Source organism: Corynebacterium sp. L4757, from assembly GCF_043673995.1.
Taxonomy (GTDB): Bacteria; Actinomycetota; Actinomycetes; order Mycobacteriales; family Mycobacteriaceae; genus Corynebacterium.
Genome location: NZ_JBIMEN010000001.1, coordinates 362,834 through 380,891 on the forward strand (window position 1 = coordinate 362,834; position 18,058 = coordinate 380,891).

Annotated in this window: 20 protein-coding genes; 4 read left to right on the plus strand and 16 right to left on the minus strand. The window is 55.0% G+C overall.

The features are described 5' to 3' along the window. Nucleotides 1–88: 88 nt before the first annotated feature. Entirely contained in the window at nt 89–1,387 is a 1,299-nt protein-coding gene (locus ACG98I_RS01665) for an HNH endonuclease signature motif containing protein (protein WP_394717794.1), read from the plus strand. Here ACG98I_RS01665 and ACG98I_RS01670 read toward each other — a convergent pair. The 3 genes from ACG98I_RS01670 to rlmN are packed head-to-tail and all read right to left on the minus strand — an operon-like array spanning nt 1,384 to nt 4,681. Further along, nucleotides 1,384–2,838: an ABC transporter permease gene (locus ACG98I_RS01670; RefSeq protein ID WP_394717795.1), complete on the minus strand. Its 1,455-nt coding sequence runs from the start codon at nt 2,836–2,838 to the stop codon at nt 1,384–1,386. The genes ACG98I_RS01665 and ACG98I_RS01670 overlap by 4 nt on opposite strands. Next, nucleotides 2,838–3,587 (minus strand): ABC transporter ATP-binding protein, encoded by a 750-nt coding sequence (locus ACG98I_RS01675; protein WP_394717796.1) that lies wholly within the window; start codon nt 3,585–3,587, stop codon nt 2,838–2,840. The genes ACG98I_RS01670 and ACG98I_RS01675 overlap by 1 nt, the downstream gene beginning before the upstream one ends. After that, nucleotides 3,587–4,681 carry a 23S rRNA (adenine(2503)-C(2))-methyltransferase RlmN gene (gene rlmN, locus ACG98I_RS01680; RefSeq protein WP_394717797.1) on the minus strand — a complete coding sequence of 365 codons (1,095 nt, stop codon included), beginning with the start codon at nt 4,679–4,681 and terminating at the stop codon, nt 3,587–3,589. The genes ACG98I_RS01675 and rlmN overlap by 1 nt, the downstream gene beginning before the upstream one ends. A gap of 91 nt (nt 4,682–4,772) precedes the next feature. Between rlmN and ACG98I_RS01685 the strand changes: the two genes are divergently transcribed. Then, nucleotides 4,773–5,138: a lipopolysaccharide assembly LapA domain-containing protein gene (locus ACG98I_RS01685; protein WP_394717798.1), complete on the plus strand. Its 366-nt coding sequence runs from the start codon at nt 4,773–4,775 to the stop codon at nt 5,136–5,138. Here ACG98I_RS01685 and ACG98I_RS01690 read toward each other — a convergent pair. The 5 genes from ACG98I_RS01690 to rpsB all read right to left on the minus strand — a co-directional run bounded on the left by ACG98I_RS01690 (nt 5,116) and on the right by rpsB (nt 9,175). Further along, on the minus strand, nt 5,116–5,958 hold the full coding sequence (locus ACG98I_RS01690; protein ID WP_394717799.1) for a phosphatidate cytidylyltransferase: 843 nt from the start codon (nt 5,956–5,958) through the stop codon (nt 5,116–5,118). The two genes, ACG98I_RS01685 and ACG98I_RS01690, sit on opposite strands and share 23 nt — an antisense overlap. A 60-nt stretch (nt 5,959–6,018) precedes the next feature. After that, a complete protein-coding gene (gene frr / locus ACG98I_RS01695) occupies nt 6,019–6,576 on the minus strand; it encodes a ribosome recycling factor (RefSeq protein ID WP_394717800.1) in 558 nt (185 codons plus the stop codon). Between the two features lie 40 nt (nt 6,577–6,616). After that, nucleotides 6,617–7,303: a UMP kinase gene (gene pyrH / locus ACG98I_RS01700; RefSeq protein WP_394718061.1), complete on the minus strand. Its 687-nt coding sequence runs from the start codon at nt 7,301–7,303 to the stop codon at nt 6,617–6,619. A 136-nt stretch (nt 7,304–7,439) separates the two neighbouring features. Continuing rightward, nucleotides 7,440–8,252 (minus strand): translation elongation factor Ts, encoded by an 813-nt coding sequence (gene tsf / locus ACG98I_RS01705; protein ID WP_394717801.1) that lies wholly within the window; start codon nt 8,250–8,252, stop codon nt 7,440–7,442. A gap of 125 nt (nt 8,253–8,377) precedes the next feature. Continuing rightward, nucleotides 8,378–9,175, minus strand: coding sequence for a 30S ribosomal protein S2 (gene rpsB / locus ACG98I_RS01710; protein ID WP_394717802.1), 798 nt, complete (start codon nt 9,173–9,175; stop codon nt 8,378–8,380). A gap of 313 nt (nt 9,176–9,488) precedes the next feature. On the opposite strand from rpsB, the gene ACG98I_RS01715 reads away from it, so the two are divergent. Next, nucleotides 9,489–9,941, plus strand: coding sequence for a M23 family metallopeptidase (locus ACG98I_RS01715; protein ID WP_394717803.1), 453 nt, complete (start codon nt 9,489–9,491; stop codon nt 9,939–9,941). Here ACG98I_RS01715 and ACG98I_RS01720 read toward each other — a convergent pair. From ACG98I_RS01720 to lepB (ACG98I_RS01755), 8 genes are all read right to left on the minus strand, one after another. Next, nucleotides 9,916–10,773, minus strand: a complete 858-nt coding sequence (locus tag ACG98I_RS01720; protein WP_394717804.1) for a tyrosine recombinase XerC — start codon at nt 10,771–10,773, stop codon at nt 9,916–9,918. The two genes, ACG98I_RS01715 and ACG98I_RS01720, sit on opposite strands and share 26 nt — an antisense overlap. Continuing rightward, entirely contained in the window at nt 10,766–11,929 is a 1,164-nt protein-coding gene (gene dprA, locus ACG98I_RS01725) for a DNA-processing protein DprA (RefSeq protein ID WP_394717805.1), read from the minus strand. Before dprA ends, ACG98I_RS01720 begins: the two co-directional genes overlap by 8 nt. Then, nucleotides 11,916–13,409, minus strand: coding sequence for a YifB family Mg chelatase-like AAA ATPase (locus ACG98I_RS01730; RefSeq protein ID WP_394717806.1), 1,494 nt, complete (start codon nt 13,407–13,409; stop codon nt 11,916–11,918). The genes dprA and ACG98I_RS01730 overlap by 14 nt, the downstream gene beginning before the upstream one ends. Next, a complete protein-coding gene (locus ACG98I_RS01735) occupies nt 13,410–13,754 on the minus strand; it encodes a YraN family protein (protein ID WP_394717807.1) in 345 nt (114 codons plus the stop codon). 143 nt (nt 13,755–13,897) lie between these two features. Next, nucleotides 13,898–14,203, minus strand: a complete 306-nt coding sequence (locus ACG98I_RS01740; RefSeq protein WP_003845360.1) for a DUF2469 domain-containing protein — start codon at nt 14,201–14,203, stop codon at nt 13,898–13,900. Further along, on the minus strand, nt 14,193–14,873 hold the full coding sequence (locus tag ACG98I_RS01745) for a ribonuclease HII (RefSeq protein WP_394717808.1): 681 nt from the start codon (nt 14,871–14,873) through the stop codon (nt 14,193–14,195). Before ACG98I_RS01745 ends, ACG98I_RS01740 begins: the two co-directional genes overlap by 11 nt. Then, nucleotides 14,874–15,575: a signal peptidase I gene (gene lepB / locus ACG98I_RS01750; protein WP_394717810.1), complete on the minus strand. Its 702-nt coding sequence runs from the start codon at nt 15,573–15,575 to the stop codon at nt 14,874–14,876. Next, nucleotides 15,553–16,278, minus strand: coding sequence for a signal peptidase I (gene lepB / locus ACG98I_RS01755; RefSeq protein ID WP_394717812.1), 726 nt, complete (start codon nt 16,276–16,278; stop codon nt 15,553–15,555). The genes lepB (ACG98I_RS01750) and lepB (ACG98I_RS01755) overlap by 23 nt, the downstream gene beginning before the upstream one ends. Before the next feature lie 52 nt (nt 16,279–16,330). Here lepB (ACG98I_RS01755) and ACG98I_RS01760 point away from each other — a divergent pair, with 52 nt between their 5' ends. Beyond that, nucleotides 16,331–18,025, plus strand: a complete 1,695-nt coding sequence (locus tag ACG98I_RS01760; protein WP_394717814.1) for an ABC transporter ATP-binding protein — start codon at nt 16,331–16,333, stop codon at nt 18,023–18,025. Nucleotides 18,026–18,058 lie beyond the last annotated feature (33 nt).

Genomic DNA, 18,058 nt, shown 5'->3' on the forward strand with positions numbered 1-18,058 from the left:
TTCCAAATTGTTACCAAATTTCCCTTGCGCTAGCCGGGAAACTCGCTAGAATCAGTGTTAGATAATTTGTTCGAATAATCGAGGAATTATGGACACGCAATTAGCATCAGTCATGTGGGACTCCATAGGTTGTTCCATCCGCCCCGAGCCTTTAGATGAATCCGCCTACTACACCATTAGCAATGTCAATGACCCGCTCACAGCGCAAGGAGTCCTACGCCGCTGCATGGACCTGCAAGCATGGATGAGCAACCTACCCGAGGACGAAGAAGACTTCGAACTTTATGGACGCACCATGTCCGCAGCTTTTGGAGTATCGATGTCCTACTGCGCTTCCGCAGCTTTTGCCCTGCTCCGCTTGAAAGAGCTTCCGGCAACGAATGCAATCTTTAGACGCTTATATCACTTAGACATTGACCGACTCATCGGAATCAACAACACCCTAGACAAGCTAGGTCCCAGTCCGGACCCCGGCTCGCTCCACCGCATTGACCTTGAATTAGCTGAGTACATAACCCCAACCAAGAAGAATCAGCGGATGCCTTCACGCCGTTCGATAGTTAAGTTTCTTAATGAGATGCTTGCGGTCGAGGATTCCACGCTCAATCTAGAGGGTAAATCCAATCGCCTGCGATACGTCATCAACTATTCCGGAGAGCGAGCCTTCATTGAGTTGGAGATTGGCTCTGAGGCCGGTGCTGTCATCGATTCCTGTATTCGGGAACTCGCTGAACGCACCGGCGTTTCTTTAGCTCAGGCTGCCATCCAGCTCCTGACGGGAGAAGAGAATCCTCAGGCCAAGCTCATCTTGAATCTCTACAGCGCAAAAGACGTGGAGAATACCCCGGTGTTTATACCGGGCATCGGCTGGCTAGAGGGCAAGGACCTTCTGGAGCGTGTCTCCACCACCCGCGACATGGACCAGGCCGCAACGGCAGAAACGCAGTCCTACTCTCCTACTGACGCCATCCGCAGCGCGGTCGTCGGGATGGACGGAACCTGCCGCTGGCCAGGATGTGAGAAGTCTGCTCACCGCAGCCAAACCGACCACCGCCACAACCACTCAGAAGGTGGTCCAACCGCACCCTGGAATCTGGCGAGCTTGTGCCAGCATCACCACAACGTCAAGACTGACCGCAGAGCCTTCTACATCATGGACCCAGTCACACGCGATGTCTACTGGCTCTTCCCAGATGGAACCTGGGAGTCCACGGTCGCAACCGGCCCGATGTCAGAAGGCAATAAGCGCTGGGTACAAACCTACGCGCAGGCTAACGCGGCCCGGCGAAAGCGGGCGCAGGACTTCGCACGAATTGATGCAGTAGTGCTGCCACCGGTCGACTTCGAAGACACCGATAACTATGACGATGAGGAGCCACCGTTCTAACGCACCCAGGCGCCGACCTTCTTGTAAACCTTCGGCATACGCGCATCAGTGGTCTTCTTCACGGCAAAGATGACCCCGGCATAAATTGCGGCTGGGATCAGGAGTGCAACAATGACACCGGCAACGAGCTGTCCAAAGACTATCAATACGATTCCCGGAGCTACCGGGAGCCAGCCCAGGATCATCAGGGCAAATACAGCAATGAAGGCAGCGGAGGAATAGCCAGACTTATCGGCCCACGGGCTCGTTCCAGGTGCCGCGACTGGATAAGGATTAAAAGTAGAAAGGAATAATGACAGCGCAGCCGATGTCAGCAGGATGCCCACGCTGACCAGTGCAACCACGATGGCTAGCCCACCTCCCATCGCAATCATGACCACTGCAAATACCACGAAGAATGCTGTGGGAATGGCCATGTGTGCAAAGTGCCGGGCTAGGACCAACTTATACATTGGCACGGGTGCAACAATCTTCGTCCACAGCGCTGGGCCATCATAACCAAAGTCGTTGACCGCCATCATGCCGGACAAAAGCGCACACACGGCAATCGCCATAAAGCCGATCTCGGGCACATCTTGGGTGATCGACTGCACGACTAGAATGATGACGACGGTGGGCAAAACCAAGATTGACAGAAGCAGACGATTGTCGCGGAAGATGTAGCGGAAACTACGTGAGAATTCGATTCCTGCCGGCGACTTCAACCCTGCAATGCGCAGGTCCTTCTTTTGGCGATCTTTGGTCTGCACGGGCGCTTGCTCGATATCGCGCCACCATAGCCACACACCGAGCGCAATGGTTGCCAGAGCAATAAGCAGCTTAACGATGCCCCCAGTGGCCCAACCAGTTGCCGCCGCAAAAGGGGTCCAGGCGAGGAAAGCGCCCACTTCTTCTAGCGGAATGTCCATCATCTCTGGATTGCTCATGCTGGCAACATAGAAAATCATGACGATGATGCCAATGCCGCCGATGATGCCGAGCAAGCCCTTGCGCGCCTGGCCGACTTTGGCGATGACATCCATATAAATAATGGTCGTGGCGGCAGCGAAGACCATACCAATGGCAAAGAGGATAGCTCGGCCCGTGCTCAGGTTGAGAAAGCCCACGATGGCCCAGAGTACGGAGAAGAAGATACACAGCATGGCGCGGGAGGTCCAGACGGTGGATAACGCCATCGCTGGTTTCAGGTTCTCGATCGGCAGGGTGCGGAAGGCTTCTTCCGTGATCTGTCGTTCATTGGCAGGCATAGACATTGCCAGCACCAGCATCGCGATCATGCCCAGACCAACGGGTGCGTGAAGTGCTTCCGGGTCCGTGATCTCAAAAAACATAGACAGCACGGAGAGCAGCCCATAAAGGAAGATCATGGCCGAGGCGATGATGATGGACGCATTCGACTTGACCGTGCGCCACCAGAGGGTGCGGTGAAGTTTAAACAGCGTGAAGGTCATTATTCGCCTCGCAGCCAGGTAAATGTGGTGTCATCGAAGTCGGCGCCGCCGGCGTGATCGACGAAGACATCGGTAAGCGAACGGCCCTGGCGTACCTCATCGATGGGGCCAGAAATAGCGACCTCGCCATTATTGATGAGCGCAACATGGTCGCACAGGCCCTCTACCAGCTCCATCACGTGCGAGGACAGAACTACCGTGCCGCCGCGCGAGGCATAGCTGCGCAACAACTGCTGCACCATGCGGGAAGACACTGGGTCAACGGCCTCTAATGGCTCGTCCAGGATGAGCACCTCTGGATTGTGCAGGATGGAACCCGCGAGCAGGATTTTCTTGGTCATACCGGCGGAGTAATCGCCGATGTATTTGGTGCCAGCATCGGCGAGCCCGAGCGCTGTAAGCAGTTCGTGACTGCGCTGCTCTATTTCTTGCTCGGGCATAGAGCGCAATGCACCCAAGTACTGCAAGTATTCAGCGCCGGAAAGCTTCTCAAAGACAGGCGCACCATCCATGAGAAGCCCCATTGCCTCTTTGGACTCCAAAGTTCCGGTTTCATGACCGGCGATCCAGGACCTACCGGCATCAGGTTTGGTGATGCCAGTGACCATTGTCAAGGTTGTGGTCTTGCCTGCACCATTCGGACCGACTATGCCATAAATTGAGCCAAAGGGAATACTCAAACTCAAATTATTAACAGCGGTTTTCTCACCATAGGTTTTCGTGAGGCCTTCGATCCGAAGTGCGTCCATTATTGCCTTTCTTCAGCGGCGAGCTGTCCACAAGCCGCGGCAATCTCCTGTCCCTTAGTATCGCGAACAGTGCAAGGAACTCCCTGCGCGATGACGCGGCGCACAAACTCTTCCTGTCGGTCTTTAGGTGAAGCGTCCCACTCCGAACCCGGGGTTGGGTTCAGCGGAATCAGATTCACATGGACTTTCGATCCTAGCTTTTTATGCAACTTCTCGCCGAGCATGTCCGCGCGGAAGTCCTGATCGTTCTTATCACGAATCAGTGCATACTCAATGGATACACGGCGTGAAGTCTTATCAGCGTAGTACGCAGCAGCATCCAAAATTTCATCGACATCCCAACGCTGGTTAACGGGAACGAGTTCATTACGGAACTCATCATCCGGGGTGTGCAGGGAAATGGCGAGGGTGCAGGATAGGCCTTCATCGGCAAGCTTGCGCACAGCCGGCGCCAAACCAACGGTGGAGATAGTGACGTTGCGCATGGACATGCCAAAGCCATCTGGGTCGGTGAATTGCTTCACGGCATGCACCACGCGCTTGTAGTTAGCCAATGGCTCGCCCATGCCCATGAACACAACGTTGGTCAGGCGGCCGCCCTCTGCTGCCATGGTCTTGCTAGCATTGCGCAACTGCTCCACGATTTCGGCGGCGGACAGGTTGCGGTCCAGACCGCCCTGTCCAGTCGCGCAGAAAGGACATGCCATGCCGCAACCGGCCTGGGAAGAAATGCACAAAGTCGCACGGCCTGGGTAACGCATCAGCACAGACTCTAGAAGGGTGCCGTCATACAGGCGCCACAGGGACTTGGTGGTTTCACCATCATCGGTGGAGAAATCACGAATTTGGGTCATCAACGGCGGAAAAAGCTTTTCCTGAATCGCTTCACGCGCTGACTCCGGAATGTCTGTCATCTCACTAACGTCTACCGTGTGGTGAACGTAGTAGTGCTTTGCCAGCTGCTTAGCTCGGAATTTGGGCAGACCAAGCTCAGCTAGGATGTCGATTCTTTCTGCTTCGGTATAGTCCGCGAAGTGCTTTGGGGGAAGCCCGCGGCGAGGCTTAGTAAAATTCAATTCAATTGGTTGCGCCATATGCGTCATCTTCCCATGATTTAGCCTATTTTTCACAATCCTAGGCGCGCCAGAGTGGGCAAAACCCTTGAAAGCATATTTAATGAGGAGTATGACTACACCAAACCCAACAGAATCTTTCGATGAAGAACCAACCACGGATGTCTCCCAGGAGCCTGCCTCAACCGAAATAGAGATTCCTGAGACCCCAGCCGAAAAGCCATCAGTAAAGGGCTCGTTCGCTGCGTCCACCTGGATCGCGTTGATCATTGGCGCAATCTTGCTCATCCTGCTGATCATCTTTATTTTGCAGAATCAGCAGTCAGTGGAGCTTAATGTCTTCGCATGGTCTGGTGAGTTCCCAGCGGGTATCGCGTTCTTACTCTTTGCGATTGGTGGCGCACTCTTTATGGCGCTGATTGGTGGATGGCGGATGCTGGAATTGCGCCGCCAGATTAAACACCTAGGAAAGAAATAGCGACCCAGGTGACCATGGCCGCCGGCAGCATGCCATCGAGGCGGTCCATGAGGCCACCATGGCCGGGCAAAATCTGAGACATATCTTTGATGCCCAGCTCCCGCTTGAATTGGGACTCAACCAAGTCACCAAGGGTTGCACACACCACTAGTCCTAGGCCCATTATGGCGCCCGCCCAAGCTTCGCGCTCCAGGAGGAAGTGAATGCTCAAGGCGCCAGTAATCATGCCAAAGATAATCGATCCGATGAAGCCTTCCCAGGACTTCTTGGGGCTCACAGCCGGCGCCATTGGGCGCTTGCCGAACATTACGCCAGCGATATAGCCCCCGGTATCAGAGGCCACAACGCACAACATGAAGACGATGATCGAGGCCCCACCCTGCGAGGTGGTTGATAGCATTGCTGCGAATGAGCCGAACATCGGAATCCACGTGAGCACGAAGACTCCAACGGACATATCCCGCAGGTAATTAATTGGCGGACGGTGCCGACCATTATGGAAAAGCCGGCCAAACATCAATGCCAGCACGGAGATGACATAGACTGCGATGAGCCCGCCAGTCTCCAGCGGCCAGGTGCTCCACACCATTGCTTGCCCGCCGATGATCATCAGCGTGCGCGGAAGGTGATAAGAATGCTCACGCAGGCGCGTCAACACTTCCCACATGGCAACGCCAACGGCACCAGCGACGACGAGATACCAAATCAGCGGTCCGGCCCAGACTGCAAAAATTACCAGTGCGCCCAAACCTACACCGACGCCAATAGCTACTGGGAGATTTCTTCCAGCGCTATTTTTTGGCTTTGGCACAGTCTTCATCGTCGCCTTTCGTCACAATAGAAAGTGCCGCCGATTATCGGCGGCACCCAGCTTGAGATCTTAGACCTCCATCAACTCTGCTTCCTTATTAGCAACAAGCTTGTCGATCTGGTCAATGTAGCCGGCGGTAACCTTCTCCATTTCCTTTTCAGCGGCAGCGACTTCATCCTCGCCTGCGTCGCCATCCTTCTGCAGCTTCTTCAGCTGTTCCATTGCTTTACGACGAACGTTGCGGATAGCAATCTTGCCATCCTCGCCCTTGGACTTAGCAACCTTGACCAGATCACGACGACGCTCTTCGGTCAGCTGCGGAATGGTCACGCGCAGAACCTGGCCATCATTAGTTGGGTTCACGCCCAAATCGGAGTTACGGATAGCGTTTTCGATCTCACCCATCATGGCCTGCTCATAAGGCTTGATCAGCAGCATGCGTGGCTCAGGCACGCTGATGGACGACATCTGAGTAATCGGGGTCGGTACACCGTAGTACTCCGCAATAACACCATTAAACATGGCTGGGTTGGCGCGGCCAGTGCGAATGGTAATCAGTTCATCACGGGTGTGCTCAACCGAGTTGGTCATGCGCTCTTCAGACTCGAGCTGAATGTCATCAATCATTTCTTCGTACTCCTTATTAATTCGAATTCAATGTAGCAGATTAAGACTGAACCAAGGTACCAATACGCTCACCATTGATGGCGCGCGCAATATTGCCCTCAGTCAGCAGGTTGAACACCAAAATTGGCATGTTGTTGTCCATGCACAGGCTGAATGCGGTGGCATCTGCAACCTTCAAGCCGCGTTCAATAACTTCACGTGGGGTGATTTCATCATAGAGTTCAGCATCCGGGTTGGAACGTGGGTCATCGGAGTACACACCATCCACGCCCTTGGCAAGGAAGAGCACTTCGCAGCCGATTTCTAGCGCGCGCTGTGCGGCGGTGGTGTCGGTGGAGAAATATGGCATACCCATACCAGCACCGAAGATGACCACGCGGCCCTTCTCCAGGTGGCGCTCCGCGCGCAGCGGCAGGTATGGCTCAGCGATCTGCGCCATGTTGATGGACGTCTGCACACGGCAGTCAACATCCAGCTGGCCGAGGAAGTCCTGTAGAGCCAAGCAATTCATGACGGTGCCGAGCATGCCCATGTAGTCCGAGCGCGCACGGTCCATGCCGCGCTGCGAGAGTTCTGCGCCGCGGAAGAAGTTGCCGCCGCCGATAACTACAGCCACCTCGGTACCGGAACGGGCGATTTCTGCGATCTGTCGCGCCACGTTTTCCACAACGTCCGGATCAATGCCGACTTGGCCGCCGCCGAACATCTCACCGCCTAGCTTCAACATCACGCGCTTATAGGCTGTACGACGGCTTTCGGTAGTCACGGGATAATTCTCCTTGAAGATGATTTCGAGTCTGTTCTATCTTACATTAGGCACACAAAAACCCGGCCAGACATCTGACCGGGTTTAAGAAACTAGCTTAAGCGCCAACCTCAAAGCGCTGGAAACCGGTGATGGTTGCACCAGCCTCTTCAGCAACCTGCTTCACGGTCTTCTTGGAGTCAGACAGGGAAGCCTGCTCCAGAAGAACGATGGACTTGAAAAAGCCATTCAGGCGGCCTTCAACAATCTTTGGAAGCGCTGCTTCTGGCTTGCCCTCTTCACGAGTGGTAGCTTCAGCGATCTCGCGCTCCTTCTCAACGATGTCCGCTGGAACCTCGTCGCGGGTCAGGTACTCTGCCTTCATTGCAGCAACCTGCATTGCAACTGCGCGAGCTGCCTCTGCGTCACCCTCGTAGGTAACCAGAACGCCAACTGCTGGTGGCAGGTCAGCGGAACGCTGGTGCAGGTAAACAGCAACGTTGTCGCCCTCAACGGTGACAGCGCGACGTGCCTGCAGCTTCTCACCGATCTTTGCGGACTCTTCGTCGATCAGGACGGAAACTGCCTTGCCGTCGATCTCAACAGCGTTGAGCTCTTCAGCGGAGTTAGCCTTAGCTGCGCCTGCTGCTTCAACAATCTTGTCTGCGAATGCACGGAAGTCAGCGTTCTTAGCAACGAAGTCGGTCTCACAGTTGATCTCAACCATGGTGTTGCCGGAAACAGCAATCAGGCCCTCGGTTGCTTCGCGGTCAGCACGCTTGGAAACAGACTTTGCGCCCTTGATGCGCAGAATCTCAACAGCCTTGTCGTAGTCACCGTTGGACTCTTCCAGAGCCTTCTTGCAGTCCAGCATGCCGGAGCCGGTAGCTTCGCGCAGAGCCTTTACGTCAGCAGCAGTGTAGTTCGCCATAGTCGGGGCGATCCTCCTCGTTTAATCAACAATGTTCAGAAAATAGCGTAGCCGAATTTCAATAGTTTCGTCGGCTATGCGAACAACATGCCCCCGTGCTTGGCACGGGGGCATGTCCTTAAAGCTTATTCAGCGGAAGCTGGGTCGGACGCCGCCGCAGCCTCAGCTGCATCGCGCTCATCCTTCTCAGCGGAGTCGCCAGCAGCTTCCTTAGCTGCAGCCAACTGACGCTCTTCGCGGGACTTCTTGCCCTCTTCAATAGCGGTCGCGATGATGCCGGTCAGCAACTTGGTTGCACGGATAGCGTCATCGTTGCCTGGGATTGGGAAGTCCACGTCATCTGGGTCACAGTTGGTGTCCAGGATAGCAACAATCGGGATGTTCAGCTTGTGAGCCTCAGCAACCGCGATGTGCTCCTTGTTGGTGTCAACAATCCACAGGGCGGATGGAGCCTTGGACATCTCTGAGATACCGCCCAGAATGCGCTCCAGCTTGGTGCGCTCACGGGTCAGCATGAGAACTTCCTTCTTGGTGCGACCCTTGTAGCCGTCCTCAGCCTGATCCATCGCCTGAAGTTCCTTCATGCGCTTCAGACGCTTGGAAACGGTCTGGAAGTTGGTGAGCATGCCGCCCAACCAGCGGTGGTTGACGTAAGGCATACCAACGCGGGTTGCTTCTTCAGCAACAGCTTCCTGAGCCTGCTTCTTGGTGCCGACGAACATGATGGTGCCGCCGTGAGCAACGGTTTCCTTGACGAACTCGAATGCTTCATCGATGTAGGTCAGGGTCTGCTGCAAGTCAATGATGTAGATGCCGTTACGATCGGTGAAGATGTGACGACGCATTTTTGGGTTCCAGCGACGGGTCTGGTGGCCAAAGTGCACACCAGCGTCGAGGAGCTCGCGCATGGTTACAACTGCCATGGTTTCGCTCGCTTTCAGTTTCGGTTTTTAAAATGAATATTGTGCGGTTTTGCCGCACCCTGGCTGCGAAGCTATCTCATTAACACCCACGTATGGGACCTCGTCGATGAGTTGTCTTCGCCGCGCGAAGTCAGCGTGTAGACACACTGCGGTATCGATAATAGACAGATTCTGGGCTCATATCAAACCGAGACACGGTTTGTCCACAGGTTTTTGTTGACATGTATACCAACCATCCACGTTATCCACAGATTTGCTTTGCTTGCCGATGCTCCCCTGGGCATTCACACACTGCCCCTTAGAAGATGAGTATATGAGATTTCTATGGCTTTTACTGGTTCCATTCACCATGGCCTGGGTTGATCCGACCACTGGTCATTCTTATGCCACATCCGTATTGCGTCCTTATAATCCGCCGCCTAAGAATTGGCTTCCAGGACACCGCGGCGTGGATCTAGGCGCGGGGATTGGCGATTCCGTCCTTGCGGCTGGTGATGGCACGGTCGCTTTTGCTGGCGTTGTGGCGGGGACTCCGACCATCTCCATTCAGCACCATGGCATACGCACGACGTATCAACCCGTGCACGCGTGGGTGTCTCAAGGTGATGTCGTTGCAGAGGGCCAAGCAATTGGAATATTGGGCCATCCCTTTGATGGCTATCCGGGGCTGCATTGGGGTGCGCGCACCGGCGAAGACCAATACATGAATCCCCTGGACCTGCTCTCCCCGGCTATCCGCCTTAAGCCCGTGGATGAGCTTGGTTAAAGACTTTCTTCAGCCGCTCTGAGGTCACATGCGTGTACACCTGCGTGGTCTGCAGCGAGGAGTGTCCGAGCAGCTCTTGCACGATACGCAAGTCTGCCCCGCCTTCCAGCATGTGCGTCGCCGTCGAGTGCCGCAGCGCGTGCGGGGAAACCTGGCCGGCGGCCTCTACTACCCTGCGCACCTGACGCTGATCAATGCGATTACCACGCGTGCCGACAAAAAGCGCCGAGGTATCCTTTGCCATCTGGTTCCTGCTTGCAAGCCAGTTCTCCAATGCCTTCTGGGCGGCAGTGCCGAAAGGCACCACGCGCTCTTTATTGCCTTTGCCCAATACCCGGACGGTTTGGCGGGAAGAATCGATGTCATTGAGATCGATTCCCACTAATTCAGAGACACGCATGCCGGTGGCATAGAGCAGCTCTAACATCGCCGTATCGCGTAGCTGATGCAGCTCATCTTTGGCCGTTTGTGATTCCATAGCTGACTGAGCGTCATCTTCATCCAAGATCTTCGGCAGATGCTTGGGCACCTTTGGCGTGGAGAGTTTCGCGGCCTCATCTTTTGTCAGGAGTCCATGCTTGACTGCCCATTTGGAGAAGGCTTTAGCACTAGCCGTACGACGTGCGAGCGTGGAGCGGGATTTGCCTGCCTGCATCGCTGCCGCTAACCAGCTGCGCAAGTGCTTGAGGTTAAATTCTGCCAATGAAATGGTGCTTGCCAAATCCAGCAAGTCTGACTTATAGCCCTTAATGGTGGCTTCAGACCTGCCGAGCACCAATCGCTGATGTTCGGCAAAGTCTTCAATAGCTTCAACCATCTGGGCATTACTCATACGAGGAAAGTTTAGTCCAATTCTTTCCTTCCCTCCGGATGAGGCCTTTCTTATCCAGGACGAGCAGCAGGTGCACCACCAGCGGCAGGCGCATGCCCGAGTCTCGGGCGATGTCTTCGGCTAGGGAGCCATCGTAAAGCGGCACGGCATCATAGACTTTGAGCTCATTGCGCGAAAGCTGCTGGACTGGTGACTTAGCAAAATCGAGTTCATATTGCGCACCGGCATCTGCCTCACCAACTTTGCCAACGAGCTCGCGAATCTCTTCCCCACTGGCTACCAATTGCGCGCGGCCTTCCTGAATGCGCTGGTGGCACCCCAAAGAACCATGCGTGGTGATGGGACCAGGCACGGCCATCGCGACTTTGCCCAATGCTTCTGCCCAGTTCAAGGTGTTGAGTGCACCAGAGCGATACGCTGCTTCCACCACCACGGTCCCCGCAGTCATGGCCGCAACCAGCCGATTACGTGAAAGGAAACGGTGCCTTTGTGGCGTGGTGCCCGGCGCGTATTCGCTCACGATGGTTCCGGTCTGCGCGATGCGATGGAAAAGGCTTGCGTTGCGGGCCGGGTAGTCATAGTCAATGCCACAGGCTGCGACCGCAACCGTTGGGGTTTGCATCTCAATTGCGGCACTATGGGCGACTGTGTCCACGCCGAGCGCGCCGCCAGAGACAATGCTCCACTGGTGCTTGGCGAGGTCCGCGACGAGTGCCCGTGTGGCTTGTGTGCCATAGGCGGTAATCGCGCGCGTCCCCACCATCGCAACAGATTGCGCGACATTGGGTTTCAAAGGTTGCCCACGCACCCATAGGCAATTCGGTGGGATAGCTTCCCTATCGAAGTTGGTAGGTGCTTCCGCATTGCCGTAGAAGCTAAAGGCTTGGGCCATCTCAGGCCATTCGGGGCTATCGCGTGTAATCAGACGCGCGCCCATCCGCTCCATAGTGGCTAGGTCTTCTTCTTGACGTAGCCAATCCCGGCGCGCTTGGGACTCGCCGAGCAGGTTTCCGACCCATGATTGTTGGTGGTAGACGCCATAGGCGATGCGTTCTACTTCGTATTCTTGCAACAGGGTTGCCAGGGTGCGTGATGGTGGTTCGATGACGCGGTTGAGATAGACCCAGGCTTGTTCGGGTGTGTCACACAGAAACATTGTCACCTCGCAGCTCTAGTGCGCGAGCAATGTGGTCAAGGCCCGGTTGGGCATCTCCGTCTAAGTCGCTTAAGGTCCAGGCGAGTTTTAGACAGCGGTCGACGCCGCGTTGAGTGAGTTGGCCTTCGGCGAGGTAGGCACCCAGTAGCGCCATTCCGGATTCATCTGCTGGGCAGTGCCGGCGCAGGTAGGTTGATGACATGGCAGCGTTGTGCACGACATCAAGGCCGTGGTTGAACCAGCGGTGGGCCGCGCGCTCACGAGCAGCGGCAACGCGTTGGGCAATGCTTGCCGATGCCTCTTCATTCTCCACGTGGATGACCGCTGCTTGCCCACTGAGTTCCATAACTATGTCGAGGCGGTCACGCAATGGTCCTGAGATATTGCGTAGGTATTGCTGCCGGACTTGGGAGCGGCAGACACACGCACTGGGCTCCTCGGCCGCGCAGCGGCAGGGATTAGCCGCCATAATCAGCTGGAAACGTGCGGGATAGGTGACATCCCGGCGCGCGCGGGCGAGATGGACTTCGCCGTCTTCGAGTGGTGCGCGCAAGCTATCGAGCACTGCTGCCCCTATCTCACTGACCTCGTCGAGGAAAAGGATTCCATTATGCGCCAGGCTCACCGCACCGGGGCGTGGATTGCCACTACCACCACCTAGTAGTGCGGGCCGCGATACTGACGCATGCGGGGCAATAAACGGTGCATGCGTAATCGTCTTGCCCAAGGTGCCTGCGATGGAATGAATCGCGGTGGATTCTATTGCTTGGCTATGAGTAAGCGCGGGAAGAATTGAAGGGATCCGCGCGGCCAGCATGGACTTGCCGGAGCCTGGTGGCCCAATCATCATGAGGTGATGCCCGCCGGCAGCGGCGACTTCCGCTGCAAATTTTGCTTCATGTTGTCCTGCGATATCAGCGAAATCGAGCATCCGTGGGGATGACTGCGTGCGCGGCGTTGCCGTGGGCAAGTCGCGGTTTCCATAGAGCCATTCGAGGACTTCGCGGAGGTTTCGGGCGAGCAGCACACGGGTATCAGAAACCAATGAGGCTTCCGAAGAATTTCCTGGTGGTATGACGAGCGTGTGAAAGCCATGCTTCTTTGCCGCGACTATCGCAGGCAAGATGCCGGGTACTGGGCGCAGACTGCCATCGAGGCCGAGCTCACCAAGGAAGAGAACGCCTTTGGGGAGATGATCCATATCCGCTGCCAGGATTGCGATGGCAAGTGGTAAGTCGAAGTGCGAGCCTGACTTCGGTAAAGACGCCGGTGACATGGAGACCACAATCTTGGTCTTTGGCCAGGAAAGCCCCGAGTTGATCATCGCGGTTTTAATGCGCTGGCGTGACTCATTAATCGCCGTATCAGTTCGCCCCACCACCTGGATACCAGGCAGCCCTGCGCCGATGTTGGCCTCAATGGTGACAATATGGGCAATTACGCCTTCTAAGGCCACCGTGGAACACGTTCCGAGGGCCATCTAGCTCACCCCCTCAAAGTGCTCAAGGGAATGGGTTCCACCTTGGGCGAGGATGGTGATAACATCGAAGCGGACTTCGGATAATGGTTTGCCGTTTAGCCACTGCACTGCGGCTTTGCGCATGCGTTGCAGTTTGCGGCGGGTAACGGCTTCGGCGACCCCATAAGCTGGCGTGCTGCGCGTCTTGACTTCAACGAAGACGAAGGTGTTATTTTCGCGCACGATCAGGTCTAATTCGCCAACTGCGTAATGAACATTAGCGGCGATGACACTAGCGCCGCGGGCGCGGTAAAAATCGGCGGCGATGCGCTCACCGCGTGTGCCTAAAGTTTTATTTCGATTCATTGCATTCTTTCTGCTTTAGCCATATGTACTGGTCACAGTCCAGTTTCAGGCAGTAGAAGCAGAAAGAGCAATGGTGGATGCGCTGTGAAAACGCAAAACTGTGGATAACCGCTCTCTCAAGAAAAGTTATCCACAGTGACGTGCTATTCGGGCAGGATGTACTCCGGTTTATCGAGTTCTTCGATATTGACGTCCTTGTACGTAATCACGCGGACATAGCGTACAAACCGTGCGGAACGGTACATGTCCCAGACCCATGCATCTGACATGCGCACCTCGTAGTACACGTCTGGGCCATTGGTGTGCGGGATAAGTTTTACCGCATTAGCCAGGTAGAAGCGGCGTTCTGTTTCCACGACATAGGAAAACTGGCTAACCACATCGCGGTACTCGCGGTAGAGGGACAGCTCTACTTCTGCCTCATAGTTTTCCAGCTCTTCAGCGCTCACTATTTTCTCCTTCGACGTAACTTCGGTTTACTTTAGTAGTTTCATATTCCAAATGTGCTTCCGCCACGTTGGAATAGCTCATGCGATGAATTGGGGTGGCGCCCAATGCTTTGATGGCATCGCTGTGGATTTTGGTGCCATAGCCTTTATGCTGCGCTAAACCATAGCCGGGATATTCTTCATCAAGTTCTTCCATGATGTGATCCCTGGATACTTTGGCAAGCACGGAGGCGGCAGCGATGCATCGGCAAGCTAAATCGCCCCCGACAACCGGCAGTGAGGGCGCGGTAAACCCGGGGACTTTGAGGGCATCGGTAAGAATATATTCAGGGCGGATATTCAGGCCCGCCACCGCACGGCGCATGCCCGAGACATTCGCATGCTGAATACCGCGGTGATCAATGTCTTCGGGCCCGATGTGAATGATGGAATAAGAAATAGCGGTGCGTTTAATGATGGGAAAGAGCTTTTCGCGCTGCTTGGCGCTGAGCTTCTTACTATCCGTCAGCGTGTCCAAATCGCGGATGATTTTATCGGGAAGAACGCACGCGGCAATCGTGATGGGGCCTGCACATGCGCCACGGCCAGCTTCGTCAACGCCAGCGACTGGACCTAGACCTGCCTTTGAAAGCGCAACTTCATAGGTGCGCTTTTGAACCAGCGTGCGCATTTACTCGACCCAACGAAAAGTTGGATAGAACACGGCCCGGACGCGGCCTTTGACGTTATCCACGGGGATGGTGCCTTGGAGCATATCGCCCATGTGATAGCGCGAGTCCAAGGAATTCGTGCGGTTATCCCCCATCATGTAAATGTTGCCTTCGGGAACAGTCACAGGACCAAAGTATTGCCCTCCACATTCGGCAGAACCGCCCTGCGGGTTCACTTCAATATCCGGCGGTGACTGGATGAAAGAGTCATCGGTTTTCTTGCCATTGACCATCACGCCCGGATCGCCCTCCAGGCACTGCACTGTGTCACCGCCGGTGGCAATCACTCGCTTGACTAAAATATTTTGGGTATTGGGACGCAAACCCGCAGCCGCCATCAGGTTTTGCCCGCCACGCACGAATACATTATTGGAACGCTCAACCGTAAAACCAACATTCCAGGCTGGCGGTCCTTCAAAGACCACGACATCACCAGGTTCGGGATCAGAGAAATATTGGCTGACTTTCTCAACAAATATACGGTCATTATTGCATCCTTCGCAGCCATGCAAGGTTGGTTCCATGGATGCCGATGGAATGACATAGGGACGCCCCACGAAAGCCTGGAAACCAATGAGCAGCACAAATGCCAGGCCAACGATGAGGAATCCTTCCCACACCATTGACCAGATGCCACTACTAGCCTTGGATCTCTGGGTCATCTACTCCACCAATGCGGCTAAACGGGAAGAAGACAAACGCAACCTTGCCGCGAACATTCTCCAACGGGATGGTGCCCTGGTGCTCATCAAAGGAGTGCGCGCGGGAATCAGCGGAATTGGTGCGGTTATCGCCCATCACGAACAGGTTGTCTTCTGGGACGGTAATCGGACCGAAGTAATCACCACCGCATTCTTCAGAACCCGTGGCCGGGTCGACTGGGTAGGTTGGCGGATCCAGCACATAAGACTGATCAATAGGTTCACCATCAACCATGACTGCTGGGTCCCCTGCCTGGCACTCAACGGTTTGTCCGCCAGTAGCGATGACGCGCTTAACCAGGTTATTTTCATTAGGCGGTGCCAATGAAACATAGCTTAAGCCCTCTTGAATGGCAGCGATGAAGGAATTATCAGAACGTGGGGATTCCCAGCCAGTATTCCAGGATTCGGTGCCTTCAAAAACAATGACATCACCAGGTTCCGGATCCGAGCCGTAGTAGCTAAACTTCTCCGTCATGATCCGGTCATTGGTGCAGCCAGCACAGCCGTGCAAAGTAGGTTCCATCGAGGAGGATGGGATGACATACTGGCGGCCAACGAACGCTTGCAGCAAGCCCACTACAGCCAAAACCACTGCCACGATCAGCACGGTTTCAACGAACCACGGCAACTGCTTTTTATCTTTAGCGTTATTGTCATTCACCCAGACGATCGTAGCAGCCTTTAATTCAATTCAGACTCTAGACTGGTACCTTGTGTCTTCTTCTTTTAAAACTCTGATCTCCATGCTGGGACACCATAAGGTAGCGCTCACCGGTGCTATTATCCTCTCCCTCGTTGGTTCTTTGATGGGCCTTGCCCAGCCCATGCTGATTAATCAGATTATTGAAAATATTGGGCAGCCCATGGGCGGACTGATTTCCATCTTGGTAGGTTTGCTGGTGTTATCAACGCTGGCCAATGGCTTGGAGTGGTTCTTGCTAACTCGCACGGCTGAGGCCGCAGTATTTTCCACCCGCCAGGATCTGGTGACGCATCTTTTGCGCTTGCCGATTCACACTTATGACAAGCACCGCACTGGCGACTTAGTCACCCGTGTTGGTTCAGACACCACGCTGGTGCGCACCGCATTTACGGGTGGTCTGGTTCAGGCTGTGTCTTCGGTACTTACCATTGGTGGTTCGATTTTTCTAATGGCGTTAATCGATGTGACCATGCTCTTAGTGGTGCTGGGCGTTATCGCTCTGACAATGGTGGCGGTGATTTTCACCTCCCGGCTGATGCAGAAATACACCAAGGCCGCGCAGGAAGCTGTCGGTGAATTGGGCGCTGGTATGGATAAGTCCTTGGTGGCGGTTCGTACCCTGCGTGCATCACGTGCAGAAGAGCGCGTGGAAAAAGAGTTGCATTGCTCAGCAGAATCTGCCTACCGCGAGGGCGTGAAGATGGCTACGGTGGGTGCATTGCTCAACCCCGTCTCTGGGCTCGCGCTGCAGGGTTCTTTTCTCATTGTGTTAGGCATTGGCGGTGCGCGCGTGGCTGCAGGAACTATTTCTGTAGGCGATCTGGTCTCTTTCGTGCTGTATATGTTCATGGCATCAATGCCGCTGGGCATGATTTTCAGCGCGATTACCACCGTGCGCCAAGCAATGGGTGCAATAGATCGCATTAACAACGTGCTGGATGAACCACTCGAAGATTCTTCCGGCGGGGATGCTCGCCCCAGCTCAGCTATTACATTTGATTCGGTGTCTTTCAGCTATGACGAAAAGAGCCCAGTGCTTACTGATATCTCCTTTGAAGTAGCCCCGGGCACCAAGACCGCGTTGGTGGGCCCCTCTGGTGGCGGTAAGTCCACGACGTTGGCATTGATGGAACGCTTCTATGATCCCACTTCAGGAACCATTTATCTGGGCGATCAAGACGTCGCGGAGCTCTCACGAGAATCCGTGCGCGCGCAGGTGGGCTACGTTGAGCAAGAAGCTGCCATCCTGGCCGGCACTGTGCGCGAAAACCTGAAACTGGCGAATGCGGCTGTTACTGATGAGCAATGCTGGACGGCACTAGACCAGGTGAACCTCCGTGATCGCTTTGAAAACGCTGAAGGCCTGGACACGGTCTTAGGCGATCGCGGCGTGTCCTTATCAGGTGGTCAGCGCCAGCGTTTGGCGCTGGCGCGCATGCTGCTTATGGACTCCCCGATCCTGGTGTTGGATGAACCCACCTCTGCGGTGGACTCACACAATGAGCAGCTCATTCTGGACGCGATTGAGGCAGCCGGCGAAGATAAGACCGTCATCATCGTTGCCCACCGCTTATCCACGGTGACGGATGCCGATCAGATTCTGGTCATCGATGATGCCCAGATCCAAGCCCGCGGCACGCACCAGGAGCTGATGAAATCTTCTGAGCTCTATCGTGAGCTGGCATCGAGACAGCTGATGGCATAAAAAATTCCCTGCACACGAGATAGTGTGCAGGGA